The following is a 26,573-nucleotide window of genomic DNA, read 5'->3' as shown; positions in this document are numbered from 1 at the left end:
TTCTCCAATTAATCAATCCGTTTGATCAGAAAACTCTTCCTTGTTAGAGGTAACAGGATCATCAAAATTCCGATTCCCCTCGCCTGGCACAATAGGATCTGAACTATCTGAATTGACTTCAGCAATACTAACTTCAATTCCTTTTATGTTTTTGCCATGTTCAGAATTATCCTTTTGATATTGCTCCATAATTTAGCCCTCCAATTAAAACTACTTAATATTATAGATAATATTTAAATTACTATACCCATAACTAAGAAAAAGATTTGATCTAATTTATTAATTAAAAACAAGTGGATTTTGCAATATTAAAATTTTCGACTACTTTTAATAGTACAGAAATATGATTGAATTACCTTGTCAATTATATTTCTTTCAAAGGAATAAACTATAAATCAAGGAGTACAACATGAATAGAGAGATATTTGAAGGAAATTGGAACGAATTAAAAGGTAAAATGAAACAAGCTTGGGGCTGGATGACTGATGACGATCTGAAACAAATTGAAGGCAATCATCAAGAAATTTATGGTAAATTACAAAAACATTATGGCTATGGCAAAGATGAAGCTGAGAGAGCCGTAGACAAGTTCCGCAATCAATTTAGACAACACTAAAAATTCAGGGTCTCTACTTGAGTAGAGACCCTTTTTTTATAATATCATACGATCTATGTCTAAAAATCTAAGCGAACAAATTCTATCCGAATTTTCAAATCTTCACGGCGTGAGCGGATTTGAATCGGAGGTTAGAAATGAGTTTGTACGTCATTTAAAACAATTAGATCTTGATTATCAAATTGATAAACTGGGTAATGTCACTGGCCGAGTACAAAAAAATGGCCAATTATCCGTTTTAATCATGGCCCACATGGATGAAGTAGGATTTCTTACTCAACATGTCGATGAGCAAGGATTTATTAGAGCTATCCCTTTAGGTAGATGGGTTGATCATATCCTTTGGGATAAAGAATGGCTAGTCCACATCGAAAATCAGTCGTTTGTCGCCTACAGTGGAATGGATCCCCCTCATATTAGTGGTTTATATAAGAATCAGCTTATCGATATAAACAAACTTTTTTTCGATACCGGTCTTACGAAAAAAGAAATAATCGATAAAGGTTTTCGTCCAGGATTAGCAATTACTCCTGCTACTAGGTTCAAGACTTTTGCTAACGGCGAATTTTATTCAGGTAAAGCATTTGATGATCGTGTTGGTTTAGCGTTAATTATTGAACTTTTAACATTGATTAAAAAAGAACCTAGCATTGCCAACAAACTAGAAATACAGTTTGCAGCAACGGTACAAGAAGAGCTTGGAAGAAGAGGTTCCAGAGTGATTTACTCCACTTTGAAGCCAGATATTGTCATCAATTTAGAGGCTAGTATCGCTCAAGACTATCCAGAACAATTTTCAAATACGCACCTAATTTATTTAGGTAAGGGGCCTGCTTTATTTGCCTTTGATGGTACCATGATTCCTGACCAATCCTTACTAAACTATATAGCAGCTATTGCGCATGCCAATAAAATTCCTTTTCAATGGGAAGTCGAAGATTCTTACGGGGAAGATGCCTCATGCTTACAAAAATCAGGTCATGGAGTACCTGCAGTTAATATTGGTATTCCTATGCGCTATGCTCATAGTCATCATTCTGTAATGAGAAAATTAGATTACCAACTCACCTTAAAATTATTATTTTTATGCTTAAAAGGTGCTTTTAATTTTACAAAATAATGACTCATTAATTAATGGATAGCTCTAGGGTAGACTCAGTCACTATAGACTTTATTTTTTGATCAATTTTGTTGGGGAAATTGGGTCTAAAAAATCCCACTGCAGCTTCTATTTTATCAAGCAAAAAACTAGTTCGAGCCACACCCATCAAACTACGTAAGGCATAAATAATTGTTGCTGGAAAAATAGAATGTTGGGCTTCAATATGATTACTTAAGGTATTAATTGTATTAAATTTTTTTTCTTTAGATAGGGTTGGATTGCCTATCGTTTGAGTTAAAACTGCTAGTTCAGCGATACAAACACCATATCGCTCTCTTAGCTTTTCTGGTTCCGAATCGATTAAACAGATCTCAATTTCTTCCCTTAATGCCCTATAAACCTGAGTTAATTCAGATTTTAAATACAAAGAGATCTCTAAACCTCGCATGTTAAGGGCTGATTCATAGGGATCAAGTATTGCTTTTGTAATAAAGATGCGCTTTGCTTTGTTTATAATTGCGTGGAAAGAACGTTGTTTCTCTTGCTTAAGAGAGGGATCCTCCTCCTCCCAATAACCATTAGCATGCTGAGTTATTTGCAAAACAGCATTTTCTAAACTTTTCTCTAGTTCCGCTACGTGATGACCGAGTTTAAATAAACGTTCTACTTCACACTGAAATAATGCTTTAAATGAATTTAATTCCTCACTTTCATATATATCGAGGGGGTTAAGCAAGTTATTAGCAAATTTTTTGATGGAAAATTGTTGAAGATAATTGCTAACCGCAATATGAGTTTGTTTGATCAATTCATGGAAATTTTCTTTCGTCTCTTGTGAGATCTCTGGATAAGTAGTCAAAATAGTGTCACTAAATTGATTAACGATCATCTTACGATCATTAGCTGAGTGAATGGAAATATTTTGTCCTAAGTTATTGATAATCAACTGCTCTAACAGAGAGGGTAATTGACCCAATTTAGAATTTACTTTTTGCTGTAGTTCTTCTTGACTCTGGCTTTTGCTTTCGGTATTGCTAACCTCTCGTTTTAATGAAAAAAGAAATGTTTCAACTTGAATTAATAAGGCTTCTGAAATAGAAAGAGGAATCTCCTCCCTTAAATACTCTACCACAGCATCTCCAGGGGTAAAGAATTCTTCTAAAAAACGAATTGTTTCATTGCATTCAAAATGCAACTCATCAGAAGATTTATCATTAATCAAGCAATTTTGTTCTTTTAGATAGATCAGAATAGTTTCTAAATGGACCTTATTGTTATACTTTCGGCTGCTATTTTTAGCAAGGTATTGACAGTAATGAATAATTCTTTGACACTCAGTTGTGCTAATTTTAGCCTGCACCAAACAAAAGGCCGTAAAATTAAGAATTTCTTCCGTTGTAACCTTATGCTTTGGCATCTCAACCGATTCGGGTAATTCTGGCAGGGGATTAATGTTTTTATAAATGATCATTCTTATGACATCGAAAAAACCTTGAACACGGCCAGTTAATCGCTCTAAATCCTCAAAACTCTCAATTTCCGGCACAGCCTTGAATTCAGCTAGCAGTTCAATCGCAGGATTAGGTGTACCATGAAGCCAGGTAGCAAATCTTTTTTCTTCTTCAACAGTTAAATACGCCATAATCTGATAGTTTAATTACAATTCTGTTCGAAATTATAACAACAAGCCAAAGATTAATCTATCCTCGGAGTGGGAAACCAAGAGCCATGTAAACCATGAGGGACTCGTCTTGGCAATTGGATAATAGCAATGGGAGGCTTTTCTATCTCTTTTGCATTAAGAATTAGGAAGTCGCTGGCATTTCGCTTTTTATCATAAGCAAAAAGAAGCAAGTACCCATCATCTTCTGCTTGCGCATTCGGCTTAGGTGCAAATACAGCTTCCCCTATTTGATATTGCCCACTGAAATCTTGAATCGTCGTTGTTTTAGTTGGTAAATCATATTTCACCAAAGCATCAAAGGTGAAAATATCTGTATTATTTGCTCGAGTTGGTGCGTAAATAAATTGGTAAGGTTTGCTAGTATAATGTGTGTTGAACGTTGGAAATTCAGCCATATAGTCAGCAAGAGGAAGTTCTCGCAGTGTTTTAGTTTGTAAATCGATTTCCATGCGAACCATTTGCGGGGGGTTATTTTCTCCCCCCTCCTCGCTTTTCACTCCGAATTCTAAACAGCTATGGCGCACATAATCCACGATAATTTTATCTTCTTCTTCATAGGCATTAGCAAAATGAAATACAAAAAATGCTTTTGTTTTAAGCCATAGGATGGGCCTGTTTTTATCATCTCGTGCAACAATCGCAATGTTGCTACCTAACTCTGGGCGCCATTGTAAAACACTAGCGCCCTGTTCAGCAGCGTCAAGATTAAAGATTGCGGGACAATCAAAAAAGATTAGATAATTTGCCGTCATGACAAAGTCATGCATCATGGTTCCATAAGCCTTCTCAATGATCGCTGATTCCACCAAGTTCCCTTCTGAGTTAACCCGATGATAGGTTAAAAAAGGTGGCTCCAAATCATAATTAATCAGATATAAATCATTCGTGTCAGGATCCAGGCGGGTATGCGGGCCTACATGCAGCGGTTTGGTGGTTCCTGGATGCCATTCCTCAATGGTATTTAACTCGTGATCCACCTCATAAGCCGGCCCCCCTTCCCACATCGCTAAATACCGTTGGGCATGTTTAATAATATGAATGAAGGCGCCATTCTTAAACGGACCTGGATCATCATTAGGACCAATTAATTTAGGATCTGGAGGAATAGGCATTGCAATCCCGCCATAAATTGCGCGACCTAATTTTTGTTCAAGTAACAAGCCCTTAGTTTTGACATAACGATTGCGATAGTGGAGCTTGTCCTCAAGATACATCGCATGAATCATTCCATCTCCATCGATAGGATAAGTGTAAGAAATTGGATCAAAAGCTGGATTAGAACCATTTCGCATATAAGCGCCCTGCAAATGCTTAGGAATTTCACCCTTTACTATTAAATTTTCAAAATCACTCTCTTCACGAATAGGGGCAAAATTATTTTGTAAACAAGGATTGGCTTGCAAGCGCTTTTTTATTTGTCGTTCACGATACCAAGAGGGATATTTCTTAGACAAATAAAATCCCAACGTCATTGGTGCATACAAAAGAACTTGGTAGATGATTTCCTGTGCTGTAGTCACTCCCCAAGGAATTAAATATAAAACAGCAGAAAAGGTTAAGATAAGCCCCCACATTACGGTGAGCCTTTTATTTACATGCCAAAATCCTGGGGTATTCCAGATTTGTTTGGGGGTTTGCTCATAGGCATATTGGATAGTAAAAGGCTTACCAACAAATAAAGAAAACCAGACGATTAGTGCCAAGAATGCATTAGACAGCATCCAGGCATTTTGCACTACCCAATCGATGCGAAAGAGTAGAGTAAACACATAGACTAAGAAAAAAAATAGCAACGTTCCCCAACTTAAAATAAACCCTTTAAGAAGCTGTCGCCATTCAGAGACCAATAATACAATCGAGCTGATGATTAAAGTCAAAACAATTTCTTGCCGTGATTTACCATAAAAAGCTGAGAATAAGATCCAGGGTAAGAATCCTATAAAGATCTGCCACATAACGGCTCCTGTTTTAGCGAATCTCAGGTTTATTTTAAAAGTATAGCTTGAATTAATTCTAGCGAATCTGTCGCTTGGCCGCAGGGTCGATTTTCAATAGGCTAGAAACAATTGCGAGCAAGATCCATCGATCCCGCAGTCAAAGCCACGGGGATTCGCAATTCATTACACTGCGGGGGCACTTGCTAAATCACGAATTAAATCCAATACTTTCTTTAAGCAAGTCAATCAATAAATGGAATAATGAGATGACACAATTCGCTAAATGCTTTATATGGAAAACCAATGGTTGGGTGTTAAGAGCTTTCTTATGCGCCTGTCTTTTTTTCATCTGCTCTATAAGCCATAGCAGGCATCATAGATATTACTCAGCCTGTCCTCCCTATACCAATTGCTATATAATCAAAGCGATGACTTATTATTGTTTCAATTATAACAAACTAGCATGCACAACCTTATTACAAACACCAGACTGCGAACCCCGCCTTATCTTTCCTGACCAACAAAGCTGCATGGCAATTATCTTGCCCTACTACGATTAATGAGGATTTTGGGCTACCTAAGATGTCGATCCCACAATATCTCCTTATAAAAATAAAGTTTCGACAATGGATCTCGAGCAAAGAATTTATGATTATCAGAAAAATCAAAGTGATCGAGAAAAGGATCAAGCACTGATCAAAAGAACGCGACTTACTCGGGAATATTTTTGTCCTGATCCAAAAAAACGAGCGAAGGACCTTTACAATTTTGCGGCGCAAAATGAAGGAAAAGAATTAAACATAACCCTTAAATTTTCCACACAACGTCACTCATGCTATCTGAGCGTGCAACATGAGAATGAAATACGATATATGGATTCCAATCATGGTGTTTATCTCTTTCGTGATAAAAAAGAGTTTATAAATTTCTATGTTGCAGCAGCCCAAAAAGATAAAGAAAATGGATTGAATTTTCATTTTTATTCGCTTGACGAACTCGTCTATGATGGACATCACCAATTAGCCGAATCTAAAACCCTAGCAGGAAAAATTCGTACTTTACTAACTGGAAGGAAATATCAAAATGACGAATTATCTGCAACCTTAATTATCCAATCGCTTCATTTTATTCTTGGTGGCACTATGGGAAGCTTGGCTGCTTTATTGATGCCGGCACTAGGAGAATCAGCAGTTATAATCGAAATATTACTAGCTGGTTTGGGTGCAACAGCGCTTTCATCTCTGGCAAATATGAAGGGGCATTATGGTTTGTTAGGAATACCTCATTTAATCCAAGATAGTTGGCATAATTTTATGGATGGATACTCCGAATTTGCTCCCTCAGAGCAGGAGCAAATTGATGCTGAAAATGAAGAAACGCTAGAATCCTCCACAATCACTGCATTACTCCAACTGGAAAATAATTTTTCTAACCGTCCCAACAATCTACCTCAGCCGGAAAAACAAGAAGATCCCCAAGAGTCTGAATTGTTCGAAGCTGTAACTGATACTCTACAAGACCAGCAATTGCAGGAACAAAATGCTTATCTTCGTCCAAATTTTTCCTAAAAATCCATAAGTTACTCACAATAACAGTAGATCGATTTAAATTAGAGCCTCCCGCAATTGACAGCAAATTTTATATATTTAAGTATGATAAGTTTGAAAGCTTGCTTGTGTCTTTTTCATCAAATCTTAAATAAGGAGGATAAAAATAATTATGAGTAAATTTAGAAAAATTCTTATCCTTGCCAATGGCTCAATTTCTCTAACTCAGGAAAAAACAAGTAACTCGGGGTATTTTAGCTTTTTTTCTCTCAGCAATATGGCAACTTGGCTAATGTATGATCCCAATAATTTTATCAATCAATTAGCTAAACGCTGCGAAGAAGAATATATGCTCATTCTTGACGGTCCAGGTACTGATATTACTGAGGAAAACGGTTCTCTCTTCAAATCAATTGGCGCTCTCATCGATGGTCACATCGGCTGTAATGGCGTCTCTGCTAATCTTGAAAAAATAAAGCAGTTCGTAGAAAGACATGCCAAAGAAGCCAAAGAAGCCGATGAAACATTACTTATCTGCGGGGTGGGTTGGAGTCGCGGTGGATTTGTTCTTAGCCAAATGCAGGAATGGCTTGAGCAAAAATCGCTGCGCGGTGAAATCGAAATCGAAACAATTCAACTTCATTTGATCGATACAGTTTTAGGTGGACCCACTGACCGGTGGCGATATTTTTTCACAGACCGAAAAGGGAAGCAAAATGTTCCTCTCAATTTAAGCATACACAGTTATCTATCTGACAGTGGCAATCTAAACGCCTGGGAGTCCCTTCAAGAGTCTTTGCCTAAAAAATATCAAATCAATACCCCCTTCTTTAGCGGACTGCTTGATAACACTAGAAATACAACTTATACACTGAAAGACAAGCGATATGTTCATAAGGCCTCTAGCTGGCTGCTCCCCACCTCACATGAGGCGCTGGTAGGCAAATCTCGTAATCAAATAGGAGAATGGGCCGGTCAAATTGTTCTTGCTGATATCGTTCGACATTTAATCGAATTTTCTTTTAAAGTCCACGAGTCTTGGGCAAAAGACATCATCGAAATAGGCCAAATGGCTTTAGATGAATTACGTCAAACAAATCAAACCTCGGTTAGTGATAGAAAATTCCTCGATTTTAAGCAACCTGATACTACGCTTTTTGGCCGGGAAACTCTTTATGAAGAAGATAGTATATATCCCTTCCATGTTATGCCAAATTTTAGAAATTCGTGAATATAATCGCTGGAAAATTTGTCAAATTAGGTAGTTAAGATTACTATAACGAACGACATTTTAGGTTTAAAATCATGAACAAAGAAAAATCTCTAGCATCCATGTTTCCTCTTTTCCTCGTCTTATTTATTGATGGCATGGGATTGGGGTTATTATTTCCGATCTTAAATACTATTTTGATTGATCCGCAAGCAGGTTTTTTGCCGGTCGATACCAGTCTAGGTTTGCGTGATTTTTATTATGGATTAACCATCGGTATTTTTATGATCTGTTGGTTTTTTGGCGCTGCTATTCTTGGCGATTTATCGGATAACGTGGGGCGCAAAAAATCGCTTATGATCTGCCTTATCGGCGCTTTTATAGGCTATTCATTATCCGCGATCGCTATTCTTTATCACAATTTTTGGTTACTAATTTTAGGGCGTATCATTGCTGGTTTTACCTCAGGTAGCCAACCAATTGCTCAGGCAGCAATAGTCGATATTAGTCTTGAAGAACATAAAGCCCAAAACATTGGACTTATCTTGTTATCGGTATCGCTTGGCTTTGTTTTTGGTCCCATTTTTGGCGGGCTACTCTCAGACAGTCGCATAGTCTCTTGGTTTAATTTTGAAACGCCAATGTATTTTGCTGCCGCTTTATCCCTATTAAACGCATTTTTACTCCAATGGTCTTTTCAAGAAACCTTCATTAAAACCACCGATAAAATGACTATTCAATGGCATAATGCGATGCATATTTTTATTTCTGCTTTTAAACACGATGCAATAAAAAAATATTCTATCGTGTTGCTGGTTATGATCTTTGGTTGGTCAAATTATTTTTCGTTTATCTCATTGTACTTATCGCAAACCTACCACTATTCAACCATGCAAAATTCTTTTTTCCTCGCTGTAATGGGACTTGGATTTAGTGTGGGCTGCGGTTATATCGTTAATCTTTGCACTAAGCGCTTTGCCTTTGAATCCATAGTGATCATTGGCTTAACTTTAACTGCCACTTTTGTTTTAGCCACTTTGCTGATTAATGAAGAATGGGTAGCTTGGGTTGCTGCGTTAATGATTGGTATAAGTCTATCCGTTGCTTATTCGGTATTACTCACCATCTTTTCCAACCAGGTTAATCACAATGAGCAAGGTTGGGTAATGGGCGTCACCGGTTCGGTTATGGCACTTTGCTTTGGGTTAACCTCCGTTTTCACCGGTCTAATCGCGCATGTAGGAGCAGTATTGCCTATGATTTTAGCGACAACTGGTTTAGCTGGCAGTGCTGGAATTCTACTTATTGTCAAAACCGGTAACGAAGATACGGATAATGAGGTGAAACAACCTAGCTCCGTGCTTCATTAGAATTCAGTTCTGGGTGCTTCGCGGTGCTTAGCTTGTTTCTTCTTCCGCGATTAAGCGAGCTGTTTTCAATTTTTCTATATGCTGTTCTAAGGTTTGCATGCCCATTGTTTGACCTGTTTGTATAGATGAATACATTTGAGCAATTTTATTTTCACGAATTAAATTGCGGATAGCAGGGGTAGAAATCATGATTTCGAATGCAGCAACACGTCCGCCCCCTCTTTTCTTCAACAAGGTTTGTGCAATTACCGCTTGTAACGATTCAGACAATAAGGTGCGGATAGTTGATTTTTCCTCCCCGGGAAACGCATCAATAATGCGATTCACCGCTTTTGTTGCAGAATTCGTATGTAGAGTTGCAAAAACCAAATGGCCTGTTTCAGCAGCCGTCATAGCAAGGCGAATTGTTTCATAATCTCGCAATTCGCCAAGCATGATAATATTAGGATCTTCACGCAAAGCAGAACGAAGTGCTGATGCGAAGCTATGCGTATCTCGATAAACTTCTCGTTGATGAATCAGACAATGATTACTTTTATGAACAAATTCGATGGGATCCTCTATCGTGATGATATGCTTATTTTGGTAGGAATTAATATAATCAATGAGTGCTGCAAGGGTGGTGCTTTTGCCGGAGCCGCTAGGTCCAGTCACCAAAATAAGTCCTTTGGTATAGGAAGCAATTTTCTTAAACATAATTGGGAAATCTAATTCTTCAATTGTCTTAATTTTTGTGGGAATAATACGAAATACTGCGCTTATTCCTCGCATTTGCGTAAAAATATTAACTCTTAATCGGTATTGATCATCAAATTGCAAGGCAAAATCGATTTCAAGTCGTTTTTGGTAGATGTTTTGTTGTTCTTTATTCATTATTTTTTGAATAACTGCTAACAAATTTTCTTGATCTAAACTAGCCAAATTAAGTGTTTGTAAATCGCCATCAATGCGTAGGATAGGTGGCAAACCTGCGGATAAATGTAAATCAGATGCATTTTTTTTTATTGCTAAGGTTAGTAAGTCGCCGAGGACCATAGTTTTCCATGTTGATCTATTCCGGGTATAAGAATAAACCTATGCACTGATTAAAGAAATGGTCTAACCCTTAATCTTTTTAAAAAAAAAAGGAGAATGCTATTTCCAAATTACCAATTTTTATTGTCAGAAAAGACAATTTTACATCCAACTGCGCTATATATCGCTTGACAAAAGATCATATTTTGTTCATTATTTATATCTTTTTTTCGCCTTGTTGAAATTAGAATAGCTTTGCATTTATTTTAATTCAATCATGCGTTTTATCAAAAATTAGAGAAATAATAAAATTGAGCTTTTTGGTTTCAAGTTTGACATCTTTTGATTCTTATTTTCGGGGTGGTCGCACGGATACTCTGAAAAATCATATGAAATATTATGATAAGAATCTAGAAGAGCTAGAGAAAGATTTTCACAAAACAACCATTTCCGCCAGTCCTGAAATAAAGGCACAGATTAAATCTATTGTAAAAAACTTAAATATTTCTCCCCAAGAATGGAAAGAAGAATTTAAAAAAGAAAATCTAACTATTTATGAATTCCTTCTAAAGCTTGCGAAAAAGGGATATTCACAATCCGATTATATTATTAGCCTCATTGATAAAAAAACTCAGTTCGGAAAACTAACATTATTTTTGGGCGGCAGCGGCATTATCGTAACCCTGATAACAACTTTAATGGCCACATCGACATTGCAGCTCACATGGGAGCTCATTAAAGCCTTTAGTTCTTGGATCTACGGCGCCCCGATATTAGGGTTAATTGGTACTTTTAGCATGGGTCTCTTTGATTTTTACTCGAATTACCATAATCAAAAAGCGACGATAGCCAACCGATTCCGTGATAACTTTTTTCTCATATTAACCACAGTAGCTAAGCTGACTGCTTCTATTCTCCTTTTAGCAGCTGGGGTAGTGATGAGTCCCGTTATTGCTGGTATTTTTGTTCTTGGCTCCGGAATAGATGTCCTTAAAGAACTTTTTTGTTTAGCTCAAGAATATTTTCAATATAAATTCTTCAGTCCTCATCTTAACGAAAATGATCAATTAAGTGTGCACCGTGCCTATGCTCGACGTGTTTTTGGCTATGAAAGCCGGATGTCGTCCTTGCAAATCAATTTACTCGCTGCTTTGGCCATCGTCGCTATTATGGCACTTTGGTGCTTTTTTCCGGGAGGCGGATTAGCTATTTCTATCGGTGCAATCGCGGCAATTGGATTAGTCTATACGGCTAAATATTTATGGCTCAAACATAAAGAGTCCACTTTAAGAGAGCATCTTCAAGAACAGTTGCACGATCTGGAAGCGGTTTATAACAACGAGGAGCCTGTCATGGTTCTTAATGATGTTTCTTTAGATAGCGGGCCAGAACCTAAATTAGAGTCTCCAGCCATTACAGTATCCCAGCATGCTACTAGCTCAACCTATTCTCAGCGCGAAAAGAAAGAACCATCAGCTAGAGAATTGCCGTTTTTTTCTACAGGAGAAAATTTCTCTCGTTTGCCTGAAGAACTTTGCTCCCAAAGTGATCTCTCTTCTCTTTCTACCTCAGAAAAGGATCCTAAACTTAATCATTTGGGCTATATTTGTCTAAGTTAGATAACGCCAACTAAGTAACCCTAGCTTACTCAACCTTATTTCGTTCTGATTACAGCGCTCTAATTTTGCCAATTTTGCTATCCTTAACTGTAAAACTGTTGAGTCAGTAGTCGATAAAATGCTAATTCGTTGATGTTGCGTACTGTAATTAATTTCATTCACATTCCTTTGTAAACAGGGAAATACCCCTAAGTTTTCCATCAAATAGTAAAACTCATGCTTTTTATGAATTAAAACGCAACCGCGTTTATTTTTTAATAACTGTAAAACTTCATTTGGATCACTGGACGGTAGGGCACAGCGCTCGGATCGAGACCAATCTAACGTTGAAATTAGTTTACCTGCTACTGTCTCGAGCTGTAAAAAAGACTCATGTTGTTCAGTCAATTGATTGAGGGCCTTATAATCTAAAAAAACTAATTGCATTTGTGACAAGACTAATAAGGACAATACAGCTATTAGTAAAATAGTTGTTATCAGGACTATCCCTGCTTGCTGGCTCTTCATCCTGCTCGAACCTCCGTTTCAAGCTCCACTGTTTTCGATTTTTCCAATTCCCATATTACACCCACAAAAGTCTTAGCTTGATAATTTTTTACCTCGACTGACATGTTTTTGATTAGCGTGCTTAATTCTTCATTCTGTTTCTGATGATAAAATAAAGCTGAAACTCCCTGTTGATTTTTTTGAACGAAAAAGGCCTCTTCAATCCATTCACCAAGATAAATTGGCTCAACATAATCAAAGAGTCGATTGTGTAAAAGCGTGAGAATTGTCCCCTTGTTTATTTTTTTCGCCGATAAAACTTGCTGCACTTCCGCATGATAGCAATCAGCGATTAACAGCACTTGTTGGGGTTCCAATTGTAAGTCCGAGTGTAGCAATAATTGGTTTTGGCCGACTAATTTAGCTTGGGTAAAATATTCACTCATCCGATTAAGCTGTAAACTATTAGGTTTGCTGACCCTGCTTTCAATTGCAGCAAGGTTTGTTCTTCCATTACGTTGATCGAATGATTTTAGTGAGCTAAGCCCCAAACAGGGAGTAAACCCGGCCTTTCTCACACTATTGCGCAGCAAGTCATTGATCAATTGCAATTCCAAATCTTGTTCTAATAGGCCATGCAGATGGGAATATTGTTGTTTAGAAATCAGATATTGCTGTGCGACCACAGCGATAAGAAGGCTTGCTAACAATCCACTAATCATTAGTTCAACTAAACCAACGCCCTTTTGTTTTTGCATCTTGCCTATCCCTGGTTGAGAACTTAATAAGAGGTGGAGCGCTTTTCATTATAATTATCAGAAAGCACCAGGGCTTGTGAGCTGATTAACACTTGATTGAGAAATTGAGAAAGTTGCCATTGCTGATGTAAAAGCACAATAGAAGAACTAGCGATTAACAAAAGAGATACCGATACTTCGAGTAGAGAAAACCCGTTTTGATTTGTCATATTCCATTCCTGAGGCTGCTGCAGCGCATAGCTTAAGATCGAAGAGTAGGAAATGCAATCCCCTGAACTTATGTCAACGCTGCCTAATTAGGAAGCCTAGATGGAGATACCCACAGCCAAACAAGTTTTCAAAGCAGAAAATTATAGCCGTTCCTTTTTATTTAGCTGTTGGGTAAGATGTGTAATACTCTTCATTTTGCGAATCTATAAGGAGAAAGCCATTGTCCTGCGATTATTACCTGCTTCCTCATCTCGGAATTCGCTCACTACATCCCTATATTCCAGGGAGATCCATTGAAGAGGTCGCTCGCGAATTAGGCATAACTGATATTATAAAACTTGCCAGTAACGAAAATCCGCTGGGCTGTAGTCCCTTAGCAAAAAAAGCTTTGGCAGAACTGTCAGGCGCACAAATTGCCAATTATCCATCACCAGCTAATCATCCAATTTTGTCCAAGTTGAGCCAGAAATCAGGTCTGAGTAAAGAGATGATCACTCTAGGTAATGGAACTGACTTATTGTTTCTTATTTTATTGATTACTTTTGCTTTACACACAGGAAAGCATGTATTAACTCACGAATACGCATTCATTTCCTACCGCCTGCAAGCACAAACGCTTGGTATCCCAATCTCAACGGTTCCTCTTAATCCAGATTGGCAAGTCAATATTTCTGCGATGATTGAAGCCTGTAATGATCAAACAGCGCTTATTTTTCTGGCTAATCCTAATAATCCCACTGGGTTATTTATACCGCCAGAAGAAATCAAACGCTTGATTACTCATATTCCCCCTTCAACCATATTAGTGTTGGACGAAGCCTATTATGAATATGCCTATAAGCTGGGTGATAAAAGCAGTATTAATCTTCTTGCACAACATCCAAATTTAGTCATTACTCGTACCTTTTCTAAAGTCTATGGGCTTGCGGGATTACGTTTGGGGTATGCGATTGCAAATCCCCACATTACTGAATTAATCCAGCGTGTCCAACCCCCCTTTGTCGTCAATACTGCGGCTCTCGTAGCCGCCAATGCGGCACTTGACGATGATGATTTTATTTTACGAAGTTTAAAACTTAACCAGGAAGGAATGCAGCAACTCTTGCGTGGATTCGAAGCCTTGAAAATAAACTCCCTTCCCTCAAGCTGTAACTTTATTACTATCGATTATCAAACTGATTCTCGGCCAATTTATCAATATCTACTCAAACATGGGATTATTGTTCGTCCCTTAATCCAATATGGTTTGGAAAACCAATTACGAATAAGTATCGGCAATGCTCAACAAAATGCCTGCTTACTCGATAAACTTGCAAATTGTCTAGCTGAAATAAATAACTAAGGAGTTACTGTGAAAACTGATTTACGTCAAAAACACTGCGAATCTTGTGAAGGCATTGGCCAGGCCTTGAATGCTGAACAGATTAATAATCTGATGCCACAACTCAATGAAAATTGGGAAATCCAAGCAGATAATACAGAAATTAAACGCTCTTTTTCCTTTGCTGATTTTTACGAAACAATGGCTTTTGTAAATGCATTAGCGTGGATAGCAAATACCGAAAACCATCATCCTGATCTCGAAGTGGGCTACAACTACTGTCATGTGCGCTTTATGACTCATGCCTTAAAAGGTTTAAGCCATAATGATTTTATTTGTGCAGCAAAGGTAGATGGGTTGATGGAGTGAGCGACTTACGGTCAATGCCTCTAATTTCATAGGTTGGGCTAAGGCCCAACCCTATAGGTGAATTCTCGAGGCATAATTTAATGATAATCTATGGTCTCTCATCGATTTCTTTACGTTGTGACGGGAGAAAATCTTTTCTATCAAGGCCCATTACCACTGCAAGTGCACCAGCAACATAAATGGACGAATAGGTTCCAATGACAATACCGATGATAAGCGCTAGAGCAAACCCACGAATCGTTTCACCGCCGTAAACAAACAATGCGACTACCACGAACAAGGTCAATAGCGAAGTCATGATGGTTCGCGATAAAGTTTGGTTAATAGAAATATTCATAATTTCTAAAGGATTGGTCCGACGAATCTTAATAAAATTCTCACGAACACGATCAAAAACAACAATGGTATCATTTAAGGAATAACCGATAACCGCTAATAAACCCGCCAGTGCTTTCAGATCAAACTCAATACCAAAGAAAGCAAAAACACCAAGAATCAATACTGGATCATGCACCAAGGCCACTGCTGAGCTTACTGCCAAGCGATATTCAAAACGCATGGCAATATATATCATCGTTGCCAGCAAGGATACAATAATTGCTAAGGCTCCTTTGGTAGCCAGTTCCTGTCCGACCTGCGGTCCGACGAAATCAACACGTTGTTTTACTGCGCCAGGTAATTGCTCCATGACTTTGTTAACAAGTAAAGTTTGATCGCGATCTGCACGTGGGGCAATACTAATCAATACATCTTTGGAGGTTCCATAGCTAACAACTTGTGCTTCCTTGAAACCTACTTTATATAGATTATCTCGGATCATAGGGAGATCCGCTGCTTGAGGAAAACTCACTTCAATCTGGGTTCCCCCTGTGAAGTCCAATCCCCAATTTAATCCATTAATTAACAAAGCACCAATGGAGAGCACAAAAATAAGCGCAGAAAACATGGCTGTCCACTTACGTGCGCCCATGAAATCTATGTTTGAATTTGGATTAAAAAATTCCATCTAAGCCTCGTATTTAAATACCAATTGATAATTTTTTCACATTACGACCACCGTAGTACCAATTTACGATAGCTCGTGTATAGGTAATGCTGGTTAACATAGAGGTAATTAATCCTAAACAGAGAATTACCGCAAAACCACGCACAGGCCCAGTACCTATTGCAAACAGGATAATACCGACAATAAGTGTTGTCACATTCGCATCAATGATCGCCGCGAAAGCACGATCATAGCCCGCAGAAACTGCCGCTTGCGGTGAGAGCCCATGCCGTAGTTCTTCGCGAATTCGCTCATAAATGAGTACGTTTGCATCGACCGCCATACCAACGGTGAGTACGAATCCGGCAATACCCGGTAAAGTCAATGTTGCTCCGATAATTGACATTAATGCACTGAGCAAAATTAAGTTTAAAAATAGTGCAATGTTGGCAACTAACCCGAAGAAGCGATAATAAACTAACATCAGTATTAGAATTAATCCCATTCCTACTTCCAGGGATACCAATCCTCGATGAATGTTTTCTTTACCTAAAGAAGGGCCTACTGTCCTTTCTTCCACCGGATAAATCACTGCAGGCAATGCTCCAGCTCTTAATAATAAAGCTAAATTGCTTGCTTCTTTACTATCTGTCAATCCAGTGATTTGGAAATTATTGCCTAAAGCGTTTTGAATGACCGGCGCAGAAATAACTCGCTCTTCACGATGAGTCACCCTTTGCTCTACCCCATCTACTGTTTGCGTGGTTGCTTTGGTTTCCACATAAACAATTGCCATTCGCTTACCAATATTTTCTCGAGTGATTTTGGTGAATAAACTTTCTCCTCCCCCACCCAATTGGACTTGTACTGCAGGCGTAGCCGTTTGCTGATCAAAGCTAGAAACTGCGCTTGTAATTGAATCACCACTCAGAACAACCTGGCGCTTTAAGAGAATGGGACGCCCATCCATGGTATATAACTTGTCATTTACTGGCACAGCCCCAGTCTGCTTAGCTACCTGAGCATCATTATCTTGATCAACCAAATAAAATTGAAGTGTTGCCGTACCACCAAGAATTTGTTTAGCTCGCGCTGCATCCTGAATCCCGGGTAAATTCACCTCGACACGAGTCGCTCCCTGCTGCTGTACAACGGCTTCGCCTACTCCCAACTCATTCACTCGATTACGCAAAATACTCATTGTTTGTTCAATGGTGCTTTGACGAATAGAGTTCAACTCAGTAGGTGATAATGACATTGAAACGGTGCTAGTAATTTCAGATTTGGTCAGTGTTAGATTAGGGAATTTTTCTTTAATCTCATCAGCCGCCTTATTCATTAGATCAGGACTGCGAAAACTGATATCGACTCCTTTATCCGCAACATAACGAATTCCAGAATAACGAATTCCTGCTTCACGTAAATCTTGACTGATCCCTTTCATTAATCCTTCATAACGACGATTAATTACGCTATCAACATCAACTTCCAAAAGAAAATCTACTCCTCCACGAAGATCTAAACCCTGCTTCATCGGTTCTGCACCGATGTTACTAAACCATTTTGGTGTAGCAGGTGCAAGATTGAGTGCAACAGTGTATTGGGAATCTAACCCATTTTTAATGATGTCTCGTGCAACTAATTGAGTATCAGGAGAGTTAAAGCGTACTTCAAGATGATCGCCTGAAGTCGTGATTGGAAAATGAGTAATCTTTGCATCATCCAAAAGCGTTTCTACCTGCTGCTTTAATTGTTCCATGTCAACAGGCGATTGCGAAGAAATTTGCACAGCAGGATCTTCACTGTATAAATTGGGTATCGCATAAACTAAGCCGATCACTACAATAGCGATCAGCATAAGATTTTTCCAAAGTGGATATTTATTCTGCATGTGCTTGTCCCAGTATCAAAACTTAAAGGGATTTAATTGTACCTTTAGGTAAAACCGCGCTCACTGCGCCTCGCTGTATACTAACTTCAACTCCGTCAGCAAGGGCAACTTTGATGTATTGCTCATCGATGTTCACTACTTTAGCAAGTATGCCACCCGATGTTACAATCTCATCGCCTTTTTTCAGATTGCTAACCATTTCACGATGTTCTTTTGCGCGTTTGTTTTGCGGTCTAATTAACATAAAATAAAAAACAACAAAAATAGCTGCGATCATTATCAGCGAAAAAGTTCCATCAGGCTGTGCAGCTGGGGTTGCAGTACCTGCAGCTATCGCATCGCTTATAAAAAAACTCATACCAAATCTCCTCAAATCCGCTGTTAATCAATATGCCATTCCAAGGCACCCGATATTTCGAGACAATTCTACCCTTTGCTTCTTGTTGAAAGTAAAGGGCTAATTAAGTAGCGTGACATCATAGCGAGATTTCAACCTCACGTAAATGAACTACTGCGCAATTTCATGATGTTTACAGCAAAGATTGTATCCGATGTTGATAATAATGAGCATTATGTTGAATTAAAAACCGTTGACACAGCAACGGAGTATGCATTAATAAATGATGTAAGTAGGCTCGGGTCAACCGTTGTTCACAAGTTGGGCAAGTACATTTTTCATCAATAACCTGATGTTGCTCGGCCATCGCTGATTCGAGTAAAGCGATAGTACCTTGCTCAGTATAGACCTGGCCGGCAAAAGCATCGCTCGCTGGTTTATCTGATTCGATTAACTCAATTCCCTCATTGATTAACTCATCTAATTGCAACCCATCAAATTCTCCCGCGAGATAGCTCGTTTTCCCCTCATTGTTCCTTACTTGCTGCATAAAATCAGACCAAGGTATTTGCTTGTCATAAACAAGATAGCGACCTGCTGACTTAACTTCATTTCCTACCCTAAAAATGTGAGGAATTTTTGACGAGAGTTCAATTACATGAGTCTCTGCTAACTGCTGGGGAAGAATAACTATCTCAGGCTGTAATTTTAGTAATAAAGCGAGAAGCTCCTCCTCTCTAATACTTATAATACTGCCATCAAAACGGGAACGAAAAGAATATTGGCCTTTGCTATTCGCTTTTAATCTCGCCGCATTCACGACGATAGTTCCTTGCCACCCACAATAACTACGTAAATCGGGTAATGTATTTAGCAATGAGAAACCGGGTTTCATTAATAATTCATCAAAATAATAGGCAACCGTTTCCACGCCTATTTCATGCCAATTGGTTAAAGTTAAACAAGCCCCTGCCTCAGAGGTGAGTATGGGTATGAAATTATTCTTCTTTTTTTGGCTCATTTCGCAACTCCTCTCATCGGATTAAAGCAATAAGCTCGCATCACCATAACTGAAAAATCGATATCCTAATGCAATTGCTTCCTTATAAAGAGCCATTGCCTGAGCGTGACCTATAAAGGCTGACACCAACATGAGCAAGGTCGATTCAGGTAAATGAAAATTAGTTATTAAGCCATTACAAATCTGAAATTGATACCCAGGATAAATGAAGATATTAGTATCGCGACTACAAGGTTTCAGCACCCCATTTTCCGCTGCACTTTCTAAACTGCGCATTGATGTCGTGCCTACTGCAATAACCCGCTTGCCAGCCGCGCGCGTACTATTGACCGCTTGGCAAAGTTCCTCACTCACGGTGAAATGTTCGCTATGCATTTTGTGCTCATGAATTGAGTCGCTTCTCACCGGTCTAAAAGTTCCTGCGCCAACATGCAAGGTAGAGTAGGCTATATTGACTCCTTTTTCTTTTAATTGCTGGATCAACGCTTCATCAAAATGTAGACCTGCAGTGGGTGCTGCTACTGAACCTTTATGCATCGCATAAACAGTTTGATAGCGATCCATATCCAAGGACTCATCCGGCCGATTAATATATAAAGGCAGGGGAATATGGCCAATTTCATTCAACATGACATCGACATCGCCCAACACTTTGCAATGGTATAAATCATCCAGTTTTTGGAGTACTTCAATTTGCCAGTCATTCGCTAAACGAATTAAAGAACCCGCTTTAGGTGCCTTGCTGGCTTTAATATGAGCTAAAAAAGAATCATCGCCATATAAGCGCTCAACTAATAACTCAACCTTTCCTCCACTTGCTTTCTGGCCATATAAGCGTGCAGGGATTACTTTGGAATTGTTCATTACCAAAAGGTCGCCAGGTTGGAAATAATCAGTTATGTCCTTAAATTGTTGATGATTATACTGTGCTGTTTGGCGATTAAAGACAAATAGACGTGAATCGCTGCGATTTGGTAAAGGATATTGAGCAATCAACTCCTCCGGTAAATCAAAATAAAAATCTTGTTTATTCATTTTTCAACCTGGAAACTAAATGGCTACATTATAGGTATTTTAATGAACTTAGACAAAATCATTTTGCTTTCATTAAATTTTACCCTTACTTTAAAGTAGTTAAGTTTAATTTTTTGGATCTTAGAAGTATTATGAAATAAGGAAAATAATCATGCTAGTTACTTTCTCCTGCGACGCTTATGAAAATATCACAATGTTTGGTGATGTAGCAAAACGACTTTTATCAATCATGGGACACAGTGGCACTGTCCCTGGTGCAATAGTAGCGAAGGAAATTCCTGATGCGCTCTCACGTCTAGAGAAAGGAGTTTCACAAAAACAAACGCCCCCGGTAAAAGGACAAAGCGAAGAAGAGGATGATGAGCAGCCTGTGAGCTTGGCGAATAGAGCATTGCCTTTAATTAATATGCTTAAAGCAGCGAGTAAGCAGCAGTGTAATGTGATGTGGAAATAATATTTCCCTCTCACTGTCCATAAATTAAACAGACCCTTCGCCATCCTCTAGATTGACTGGAGGATCCGAGTGATTTATCTAAGTTCTGGCTCAGCGGTTAAGCCGCAAGATAATGAGAATTAAGCAAGGTAAATCGATGACAGTATTATTGAGATCAATTCCCCAGACCAATGACCCCATCAGCGAACTATGCTAAACTAACCCTCCTAAAATCTATGTCTTAAGTACCATGTTATCTCTAAACCAAATCACCCTCTCTCGTGGAAATAAAGTTCTGCTTGATAAGGCCAATATTACGCTTCATGAAAAGCAAAAAATCGGTTTGATTGGCCATAATGGTTGCGGTAAATCGAGTTTATTTAGTCTAATTCTAGGTCAGCTTACGGCTGATACCGGAGAATATTTAATCAACTCCCATTTACGAATTAGCCATCTCTCTCAGCAACTACCCGAAAGCCAAGATTCTGCACTGGATTTTGTTCTTGCTGGAGACGAAGAATACCTCAATTTACAACAACGTTTGCTTAAGGCCGAAAAAGACGGCAATGATGCAGAGGTCATTAGTTGTCATGAACTTCTTACGCAAACAGCCGGCTATAGTAAACCTGCAAAAGCTGCTGCGATTATGGCAGGATTAGGCTTTAAAACGGATGGACAAACCCGCACTGTCAACAGCTTTTCTGGGGGTTGGCGAATGCGCCTCAGTCTTGCACGCTGCCTGATGAAACCTGCTGACCTATTGTTACTCGATGAGCCAACAAACCATTTAGATATGGAAGCCATTTTTTGGCTGGAAAAGTGGCTTAAGCAAAGCCCAAGCAGCATCATTCTTATTTCTCATGATCGCGAATTTCTCGATGCTTTTGTTACTCATATTCTCCATATCGAACATCAAACGATGAATTTGTATAGCGGTAATTACAGTCGTTTTGAACAAACTCGCGCCGAACAACTTGCATTACAACAAAAGATGTATGAAAAGCAGCAGCAAAAAATAAATCATCTAATGACCTATGTGAATCGCTTTCGTGCAAAAGCGACCAAAGCGAAACAAGCCCAGAGTCGTCTTAGTGCGATAGATAAAATGGACATTGTTGCCCAAGCTCAGGTTGACTCTCCCTTTTCTTTTAACTTTTACCCCTGCCAACGCGCAGGTAATCCGCTTATACACTGCAACCAGGTTTCAGCGGGTTATGAGGATAAACCTGCAATACTTAAAAAAATAAATTTATCACTCAATCCTGGCGATAGAATTGCCCTACTTGGCCCCAATGGCGAAGGCAAATCAACTTTAATTAAAACGCTAACCGGCGCTCTTTCTCCGCTTTCTGGCTCGATTCATCGTTCGCCTAATTTACAAGTGGGTTATTATGCCCAACATCAATTGGAAGAATTAGATTTTAAATTAAGCCCTGTTGAAACAATTCAACGCTTATCGCCTGAAGCGAGAGAACAAACGATTCGTGACTATTTAGGTGGGTTTAATTTTCTTGGTGACATGGCATTAAAACCCATTCATCATTTTTCCGGTGGAGAAAAAGCAAGATTAGCCTTGGCGAAACTTGTCTGGTTAAAACCCAATCTGTTATTGCTTGATGAGCCAACAAACCACCTTGACCTTGGCATGCGTGCAGCGATAGAAATTGCCTTGCAGAGCTATGAAGGAGCTTTAATATTAATTTCGCATGACCGACATCTTCTACGCACGACGGTGGATGATTTTTATCTGGTTTACCAGCAACAGGTCCAAGTGTTTAAGGGAGATTTAGACGATTATTACCAGTGGTTACTAAATCGCGAAGCAGGCACAGAAACTCAGCAATCTTCAATTGCTAATAATCCCTATCGCGAGAAAAAAACCCTACAAAATCGCATAAAAAAATTAGAGCAAACAGTCGATCTGCTACATCAGCGCCTTTCACAGTTTGAGAATAGTTTAGCTGATTTATCGCTTTATGAAGAAGGACAGCAGCAGAAGTTACAAACTTTGCTGCAGCAGCAGAAAACCTTACAACAAGAACTGGTACAAGCCGAAGAAGAATGGTTGGAAGCAGTAAATACTTTAGAGGAGCTTAATTAAGCTTTCTTGAAATTCGTCAATTGCGCTGGGTTGCTTCGTCGCTATTCTCTTCGCAATGACGGATTTAAAAGTAATTCGCAAAGACAAACAAGACCAAAATCTTTAAGAATTCTTCAATTGCTGTAACAATTGCTCTGCGGCATGCTGCTCAGCTTTTCTTCGATTAGAACCATAGCCTACTGTCGGTGTTTTGATTCCGCTAACTTTACAAATCACATGAAAGATTTGATCATGTTCCTCACCTTCTATTTTAGATAAACTATATTCGGGTAGAGGTTTTTTCTTGGACTGTAAATACTCTTGCAACTGCGTTTTGGGGTCTTTTAGGTTGTTATTTAGATTTTTATCTTCTAAACGTGAACTATACAGCTTAAGAATCAATTGTTGACTTTCAACAAATCCGCCATCAAGAAAAACAGCAGCAATCACTGCTTCTAAAGCATCTGCGAGTATAGAGGCGCGACGGAAACCGCCACTTTTCAGTTCCCCTTGACCAAGGTATAAAAAATCTCCTAATTCGATTTCTGCTGCTATTTCAGCAAGTGTTTCGCCTTTGACTAAAAAAGCGCGTAATCGACTTAGTTGGCCCTCACTTTGTTCTGGAAATAAGGTAAATAAGGCATTGGCAATGACGAAGCTTAAAATAGAATCACCCAAAAACTCATAACGCTCATTATTTTCACTGCCAGCGCTACAATGTGTTAATGCTTGTTTTAAATAGGCACTCTTTTTAAATTCATAGCCTAATCGTCTACTGAGACGTTGCAAATCGATGCGAACCAACATTTACCTCTTAAAAATAATCCTATTTAAGGATAGGTCAAATTTATCATTACACAGATTATATACTAATTAATAAAGCGCCCTATTCTTGACCATCTTACTCTGTCGGTTTTTCCATCCCAGCTCATCCAGACGATAAATGCTTTGCCGCGCAAATATTCATCAGCCGTGAAGCCCCAAAAGCGGCTATCCGCACTGTCATCGCGATTATCACCCATCATAAAATACTGTCCTTTTGGGACTTCTATATCAAAATCCTCAGCCGCAACCTCAGGTCGAATATAAATATCATGAAGGATACCATTTAAATCTTCTTGGTATTTAGCAACGGCTTTTCCTGAGCTTTCGTCGGTTGTGTATTCAACGAAAGTTTGCTTCATTTCCTTTCCATTAATGGTTAAGACTTTATTGTGGTAACTAATTTTATCGCCAGGGACGCCAATGACGCGTTTGATATAGTCATAACTTGGATCCGGCGGCCAACGAAAAACGGCTATCTCGCCGGTTTTAGGATTAGAAATCGGAATTATTTTCTTTTCCCAAACTGGCAGCCTAAACCCATAAGCGAATTTATTAACTGCAAGAAAATCGCCCACTAGTAGGGTTGGCTCTAAAGAACCAGAAGGAATGCGAAACGGCTCTATTAAAAAAGAACGCAAAATCAATACAAGGAAAAAAACAGGAAAAAAGGAACGCGAATATTCAATAATCTTCCCAGGCTTTTGTTCGGGTGCACGCTTTTTAGCCCAAAAAAGAATATCAAATAAATAAATGATTCCCGTTATAAAAGAAAGAACAACTAACAACAGAGCGAAATTCATGCATTGTTTCCTATTGCTATTTTATTTAAAAAAATCCTATTTTTTCCTATCCGTTTGGAACACAGCCATAAAGGCTTCTTGCGGAATTTCTACATGACCAAGCTGTTTCATGCGTTTTTTACCCGCTTTTTGTTTTTCCAACAGCTTTCGTTTACGCGTGATATCTCCACCGTAACATTTTGCCGTTACGTTTTTACGCAGCGCTTTTACTGTTTGACGGGCGATAATGTGATTACCTAAAGCAGCTTGAATTGCAACATCAAACATTTGGCGTGGAATAAGCTCGCGCATCTTTTCAACGAGGGCTTTACCCCGATTGTAAGCAGCGTCTTTATGTACAATAACTGCCAAAGCATCGACCCGGTCATTGTTAATGAGCACGTCCATCTTGACCAATGCCGCTTCTTCAAAACGTATAAAATTGTAATCAAGCGAAGCGTAGCCACGACTTACTGATTTTAATTTATCAAAAAAGTCAGATACGACCTCACTCATAGGGATATCATAGGTAACCGATACCTGGCGACCGCTATACATCATATTAATCTGTACACCACGACGTTCAATACAAAGAGTAATAATTTGTCCCAAATAATCTTGTGGCACTAAAATATTAGCCCGCACAATCGGCTCAAACATTTGTTTTATTTGCTGTGGAGGGGGCAATTGCGAGGGATTATCAATCATCAGGGTCTCGTCTTTGGTTGTGACCACTTGATAAACTACCGTCGGTGCAGTTGATATTAAATCTAAATTATATTCTCGCTCGAGTCTCTCTTGGATAATTTCCATATGCAGCATACCTAAAAAGCCACAGCGAAAACCAAAACCAAGCGCCTCGGAGGATTCTGGCTCATAAAACAATGAGGCATCGTTAAGACTTAATTTGGCTAAAGCTTCACGAAAGGCTTCAAAATCATCAGCACCGATTGGGAATAGACCCGCGTAAACTTGCGGTTTAACTCGCTTAAATCCAGGTAAAGGAGTAGAAGCTTGATTCTTTTCAAGCGTTAAAGTGTCCCCGACAGGAGCGCCTTGAATTTCTTTAATACCGGCTACAACATAACCGACCTCTCCAGCTTGCAAGACGTCGAGCTTGGTACGTTTGGGTGTAAAAATACCCACCTGATCAATTTCATAGGTGCGTCCAGTTGACATCACACGCATTTTATCCCCCTTTCGTACACTGCCATTGGCAATCCGAACAAGCGAAACAACGCCGAGGTAACTGTCAAACCAAGAATCAATAATTAGAGCTTGTAAAGGGGCATCAATATCGCCTTGGGGTGGAGGAATTTTAGCAACAATACCTTCAAGAACATCCTCCACGCCTACACCACTTTTTGCACTTGCACGAATTGCATCATGGGCCTCAAGACCAATAATATCTTCAATTTCGGCAATCACACGGTCAGGTTCGGCCTGAGGCAAATCAATCTTATTAAGAACGGGCAATATTTCTAATGATTGATCAATCGCGGTATAACAAACTGCAACGGTCTGCGCTTCGACCCCTTGGGCCGCATCCACAACTAAAATCGCGCCTTCACAGGCAGCAAGTGAGCGAGATACTTCATAGCTAAAATCAACATGACCTGGAGTATCGATGAAATTGAGTAAATAGGTTTTGCCATCACGCGCTTTATAATTCAAAGAAACACTTTGCGCTTTAATAGTGATGCCTCTTTCTCGCTCGATATCCATCGAATCGAGTACTTGTTCTGACATTTCTCTATCAGTTAATCCGCCACAAAGCTGAATAAATCGATCAGCTAGGGTTGATTTACCATGATCAATATGGGCAATGATAGAAAAATTACGGATTCGATTTAGATCACTCAACTGAAAAACCTGCTAATAAATTGCGTATTCTAGCTGAATTATAATGCTCAAGCTACTTCAAAATATTAGATTTCAGCGCAA

The 26,573-nt window shown here is 38.9% G+C and carries 25 protein-coding genes; 10 read left to right on the top strand and 15 right to left on the bottom strand.

What is annotated here, in order from left to right; genetic code table 11:
* Positions 1-12: 12 nt before the first annotated feature.
* Positions 13-189, bottom strand: coding sequence for a hypothetical protein (locus tag Ldro_RS16300; RefSeq protein ID WP_157066468.1), 177 nt, complete (start codon positions 187-189; stop codon positions 13-15).
* Positions 190-409: 220 nt separating this feature from the next.
* Between Ldro_RS16300 and Ldro_RS07260 the strand changes: the two genes are divergently transcribed.
* Positions 410-616, top strand: a complete 207-nt coding sequence (locus Ldro_RS07260) for a CsbD family protein (protein WP_058495734.1) — start codon at positions 410-412, stop codon at positions 614-616.
* 55 nt (positions 617-671) lie between these two features.
* Positions 672-1,736, top strand: coding sequence for a M42 family metallopeptidase (locus Ldro_RS07255; protein ID WP_058495733.1), 1,065 nt, complete (start codon positions 672-674; stop codon positions 1,734-1,736).
* Between the two features lie 7 nt (positions 1,737-1,743).
* Here Ldro_RS07255 and Ldro_RS07250 read toward each other — a convergent pair whose 3' ends face one another.
* Entirely contained in the window at positions 1,744-3,360 is a 1,617-nt protein-coding gene (locus tag Ldro_RS07250; protein WP_058495732.1) for a hypothetical protein, read from the bottom strand.
* 53 nt (positions 3,361-3,413) lie between these two features.
* Positions 3,414-5,357, bottom strand: a complete 1,944-nt coding sequence (locus tag Ldro_RS07245; protein WP_058495731.1) for a carotenoid oxygenase family protein — start codon at positions 5,355-5,357, stop codon at positions 3,414-3,416.
* Positions 5,358-5,965: 608 nt separating this feature from the next.
* Between Ldro_RS07245 and Ldro_RS07240 the strand changes: the two genes are divergently transcribed.
* From Ldro_RS07240 to Ldro_RS07230, 3 genes are all read left to right on the top strand, one after another.
* Positions 5,966-6,907, top strand: a complete 942-nt coding sequence (locus Ldro_RS07240; RefSeq protein WP_058495730.1) for a hypothetical protein — start codon at positions 5,966-5,968, stop codon at positions 6,905-6,907.
* Between the two features lie 151 nt (positions 6,908-7,058).
* Positions 7,059-8,117: a hypothetical protein gene (locus tag Ldro_RS07235; RefSeq protein ID WP_058495729.1), complete on the top strand. Its 1,059-nt coding sequence runs from the start codon at positions 7,059-7,061 to the stop codon at positions 8,115-8,117.
* Positions 8,118-8,191: 74 nt separating this feature from the next.
* Positions 8,192-9,466 carry an MFS transporter gene (locus Ldro_RS07230; protein WP_058495728.1) on the top strand — a complete coding sequence of 425 codons (1,275 nt, stop codon included), beginning with the start codon at positions 8,192-8,194 and terminating at the stop codon, positions 9,464-9,466.
* Positions 9,467-9,493: 27 nt separating this feature from the next.
* Here Ldro_RS07230 and Ldro_RS07225 read toward each other — a convergent pair whose 3' ends face one another.
* On the bottom strand, positions 9,494-10,501 hold the full coding sequence (locus tag Ldro_RS07225; RefSeq protein ID WP_058495727.1) for a type IV pilus twitching motility protein PilT: 1,008 nt from the start codon (positions 10,499-10,501) through the stop codon (positions 9,494-9,496).
* Between the two features lie 368 nt (positions 10,502-10,869).
* Here Ldro_RS07225 and Ldro_RS07220 point away from each other — a divergent pair, with 368 nt between their 5' ends.
* Complete coding sequence (locus Ldro_RS07220; protein WP_131764228.1) at positions 10,870-12,099, top strand: hypothetical protein; 1,230 nt, start codon at positions 10,870-10,872, stop codon at positions 12,097-12,099.
* Here Ldro_RS07220 and Ldro_RS07215 read toward each other — a convergent pair.
* Genes Ldro_RS07215 through Ldro_RS07205 form a run of 3 tightly spaced genes read right to left on the bottom strand, consistent with a single transcriptional unit; the run spans position 12,091 to position 13,552 of the window.
* Complete coding sequence (locus tag Ldro_RS07215; protein WP_058495725.1) at positions 12,091-12,606, bottom strand: hypothetical protein; 516 nt, start codon at positions 12,604-12,606, stop codon at positions 12,091-12,093. The two genes, Ldro_RS07220 and Ldro_RS07215, sit on opposite strands and share 9 nt — an antisense overlap.
* Positions 12,603-13,343 carry a PilW family protein gene (locus Ldro_RS07210; protein WP_058495724.1) on the bottom strand — a complete coding sequence of 247 codons (741 nt, stop codon included), beginning with the start codon at positions 13,341-13,343 and terminating at the stop codon, positions 12,603-12,605. Before Ldro_RS07210 ends, Ldro_RS07215 begins: the two co-directional genes overlap by 4 nt.
* Positions 13,344-13,366: 23 nt before the next feature.
* A complete protein-coding gene (locus Ldro_RS07205) occupies positions 13,367-13,552 on the bottom strand; it encodes a prepilin-type N-terminal cleavage/methylation domain-containing protein (RefSeq protein ID WP_058495723.1) in 186 nt (61 codons plus the stop codon).
* Positions 13,553-13,773: 221 nt separating this feature from the next.
* Between Ldro_RS07205 and hisC the strand changes: the two genes are divergently transcribed.
* Entirely contained in the window at positions 13,774-14,895 is a 1,122-nt protein-coding gene (gene hisC, locus Ldro_RS07200) for a histidinol-phosphate transaminase (protein ID WP_058495722.1), read from the top strand.
* 9 nt (positions 14,896-14,904) lie between these two features.
* Positions 14,905-15,243, top strand: a complete 339-nt coding sequence (locus Ldro_RS07195; protein ID WP_058495721.1) for a 4a-hydroxytetrahydrobiopterin dehydratase — start codon at positions 14,905-14,907, stop codon at positions 15,241-15,243.
* A gap of 88 nt (positions 15,244-15,331) precedes the next feature.
* Here the strand turns inward: Ldro_RS07195 and secF are convergent, their stop codons facing one another.
* The 5 genes from secF to queA form a co-directional block, all read right to left on the bottom strand.
* Positions 15,332-16,249, bottom strand: coding sequence for a protein translocase subunit SecF (gene secF / locus Ldro_RS07190; RefSeq protein WP_058495720.1), 918 nt, complete (start codon positions 16,247-16,249; stop codon positions 15,332-15,334).
* A gap of 13 nt (positions 16,250-16,262) precedes the next feature.
* A complete protein-coding gene (secD, locus tag Ldro_RS07185; RefSeq protein WP_058495719.1) occupies positions 16,263-18,119 on the bottom strand; it encodes a protein translocase subunit SecD in 1,857 nt (618 codons plus the stop codon).
* A gap of 22 nt (positions 18,120-18,141) precedes the next feature.
* Positions 18,142-18,477 carry a preprotein translocase subunit YajC gene (yajC, locus tag Ldro_RS07180; RefSeq protein ID WP_058495718.1) on the bottom strand — a complete coding sequence of 112 codons (336 nt, stop codon included), beginning with the start codon at positions 18,475-18,477 and terminating at the stop codon, positions 18,142-18,144.
* Between the two features lie 172 nt (positions 18,478-18,649).
* Positions 18,650-19,477, bottom strand: coding sequence for a tRNA-guanine transglycosylase (locus Ldro_RS07175; RefSeq protein WP_058495717.1), 828 nt, complete (start codon positions 19,475-19,477; stop codon positions 18,650-18,652).
* A gap of 21 nt (positions 19,478-19,498) precedes the next feature.
* Positions 19,499-20,512 carry a tRNA preQ1(34) S-adenosylmethionine ribosyltransferase-isomerase QueA gene (gene queA / locus Ldro_RS07170; protein WP_058495716.1) on the bottom strand — a complete coding sequence of 338 codons (1,014 nt, stop codon included), beginning with the start codon at positions 20,510-20,512 and terminating at the stop codon, positions 19,499-19,501.
* Between the two features lie 151 nt (positions 20,513-20,663).
* Here queA and Ldro_RS07165 point away from each other — a divergent pair, with 151 nt between their 5' ends.
* Positions 20,664-20,966 carry a DUF1840 domain-containing protein gene (locus Ldro_RS07165; protein ID WP_058495715.1) on the top strand — a complete coding sequence of 101 codons (303 nt, stop codon included), beginning with the start codon at positions 20,664-20,666 and terminating at the stop codon, positions 20,964-20,966.
* A 229-nt stretch (positions 20,967-21,195) separates the two neighbouring features.
* Entirely contained in the window at positions 21,196-23,046 is a 1,851-nt protein-coding gene (locus tag Ldro_RS07160; protein WP_058495714.1) for an ABC-F family ATP-binding cassette domain-containing protein, read from the top strand.
* 102 nt (positions 23,047-23,148) lie between these two features.
* Here the strand turns inward: Ldro_RS07160 and rnc are convergent, their stop codons facing one another.
* The 3 genes from rnc to lepA form a co-directional block, all read right to left on the bottom strand.
* Entirely contained in the window at positions 23,149-23,832 is a 684-nt protein-coding gene (rnc, locus tag Ldro_RS07155) for a ribonuclease III (RefSeq protein WP_058495713.1), read from the bottom strand.
* Between the two features lie 62 nt (positions 23,833-23,894).
* The gene (gene lepB, locus Ldro_RS07150) at positions 23,895-24,650 is read right to left on the bottom strand and encodes a signal peptidase I (RefSeq protein WP_058495712.1); all 756 of its coding nucleotides are present in this window, start codon (positions 24,648-24,650) and stop codon (positions 23,895-23,897) included.
* A 36-nt stretch (positions 24,651-24,686) separates the two neighbouring features.
* Entirely contained in the window at positions 24,687-26,492 is a 1,806-nt protein-coding gene (lepA, locus tag Ldro_RS07145) for a translation elongation factor 4 (protein ID WP_058495711.1), read from the bottom strand.
* Positions 26,493-26,573 lie beyond the last annotated feature (81 nt).

Origin of the sequence: Legionella drozanskii LLAP-1 (assembly GCF_001467585.1) — a bacterium.
Classification (GTDB): Bacteria; Pseudomonadota; Gammaproteobacteria; order Legionellales; family Legionellaceae; genus Tatlockia; species Tatlockia drozanskii.
This window is presented reverse-complemented; position numbering and strand designations above follow the sequence as displayed.

What these genes read in the sequence shown, in the direction of transcription:
- Ldro_RS16300 (WP_157066468.1), bottom strand. Translation starts at nt 189, where the DNA reads ATGGAGCAATATCAAAAGGATAATTCTGAACATGGCAAAAACATAAAA.
- Ldro_RS07260 (WP_058495734.1), top strand. Translation starts at nt 410, where the DNA reads ATGAATAGAGAGATATTTGAAGGAAATTGGAACGAATTAAAAGGTAAA.
- Ldro_RS07255 (WP_058495733.1), top strand. Translation starts at nt 672, where the DNA reads ATGTCTAAAAATCTAAGCGAACAAATTCTATCCGAATTTTCAAATCTT.
- Ldro_RS07250 (WP_058495732.1), bottom strand. Translation starts at nt 3,360, where the DNA reads ATGGCGTATTTAACTGTTGAAGAAGAAAAAAGATTTGCTACCTGGCTT.
- Ldro_RS07245 (WP_058495731.1), bottom strand. Translation starts at nt 5,357, where the DNA reads ATGTGGCAGATCTTTATAGGATTCTTACCCTGGATCTTATTCTCAGCT.
- Ldro_RS07240 (WP_058495730.1), top strand. Translation starts at nt 5,966, where the DNA reads ATGGATCTCGAGCAAAGAATTTATGATTATCAGAAAAATCAAAGTGAT.
- Ldro_RS07235 (WP_058495729.1), top strand. Translation starts at nt 7,059, where the DNA reads ATGAGTAAATTTAGAAAAATTCTTATCCTTGCCAATGGCTCAATTTCT.
- Ldro_RS07230 (WP_058495728.1), top strand. Translation starts at nt 8,192, where the DNA reads ATGAACAAAGAAAAATCTCTAGCATCCATGTTTCCTCTTTTCCTCGTC.
- Ldro_RS07225 (WP_058495727.1), bottom strand. Translation starts at nt 10,501, where the DNA reads ATGGTCCTCGGCGACTTACTAACCTTAGCAATAAAAAAAAATGCATCT.
- Ldro_RS07220 (WP_131764228.1), top strand. Translation starts at nt 10,870, where the DNA reads ATGAAATATTATGATAAGAATCTAGAAGAGCTAGAGAAAGATTTTCAC.
- Ldro_RS07215 (WP_058495725.1), bottom strand. Translation starts at nt 12,606, where the DNA reads ATGAAGAGCCAGCAAGCAGGGATAGTCCTGATAACAACTATTTTACTA.
- Ldro_RS07210 (WP_058495724.1), bottom strand. Translation starts at nt 13,343, where the DNA reads ATGCAAAAACAAAAGGGCGTTGGTTTAGTTGAACTAATGATTAGTGGA.
- Ldro_RS07205 (WP_058495723.1), bottom strand. Translation starts at nt 13,552, where the DNA reads ATGACAAATCAAAACGGGTTTTCTCTACTCGAAGTATCGGTATCTCTT.
- secF (WP_058495720.1), bottom strand. Translation starts at nt 16,249, where the DNA reads ATGGAATTTTTTAATCCAAATTCAAACATAGATTTCATGGGCGCACGT.
- secD (WP_058495719.1), bottom strand. Translation starts at nt 18,119, where the DNA reads ATGCAGAATAAATATCCACTTTGGAAAAATCTTATGCTGATCGCTATT.
- yajC (WP_058495718.1), bottom strand. Translation starts at nt 18,477, where the DNA reads ATGAGTTTTTTTATAAGCGATGCGATAGCTGCAGGTACTGCAACCCCA.
- Ldro_RS07175 (WP_058495717.1), bottom strand. Translation starts at nt 19,477, where the DNA reads ATGAGCCAAAAAAAGAAGAATAATTTCATACCCATACTCACCTCTGAG.
- queA (WP_058495716.1), bottom strand. Translation starts at nt 20,512, where the DNA reads ATGAATAAACAAGATTTTTATTTTGATTTACCGGAGGAGTTGATTGCT.
- Ldro_RS07165 (WP_058495715.1), top strand. Translation starts at nt 20,664, where the DNA reads ATGCTAGTTACTTTCTCCTGCGACGCTTATGAAAATATCACAATGTTT.
- Ldro_RS07160 (WP_058495714.1), top strand. Translation starts at nt 21,196, where the DNA reads ATGTTATCTCTAAACCAAATCACCCTCTCTCGTGGAAATAAAGTTCTG.
- rnc (WP_058495713.1), bottom strand. Translation starts at nt 23,832, where the DNA reads ATGTTGGTTCGCATCGATTTGCAACGTCTCAGTAGACGATTAGGCTAT.
- lepB (WP_058495712.1), bottom strand. Translation starts at nt 24,650, where the DNA reads ATGAATTTCGCTCTGTTGTTAGTTGTTCTTTCTTTTATAACGGGAATC.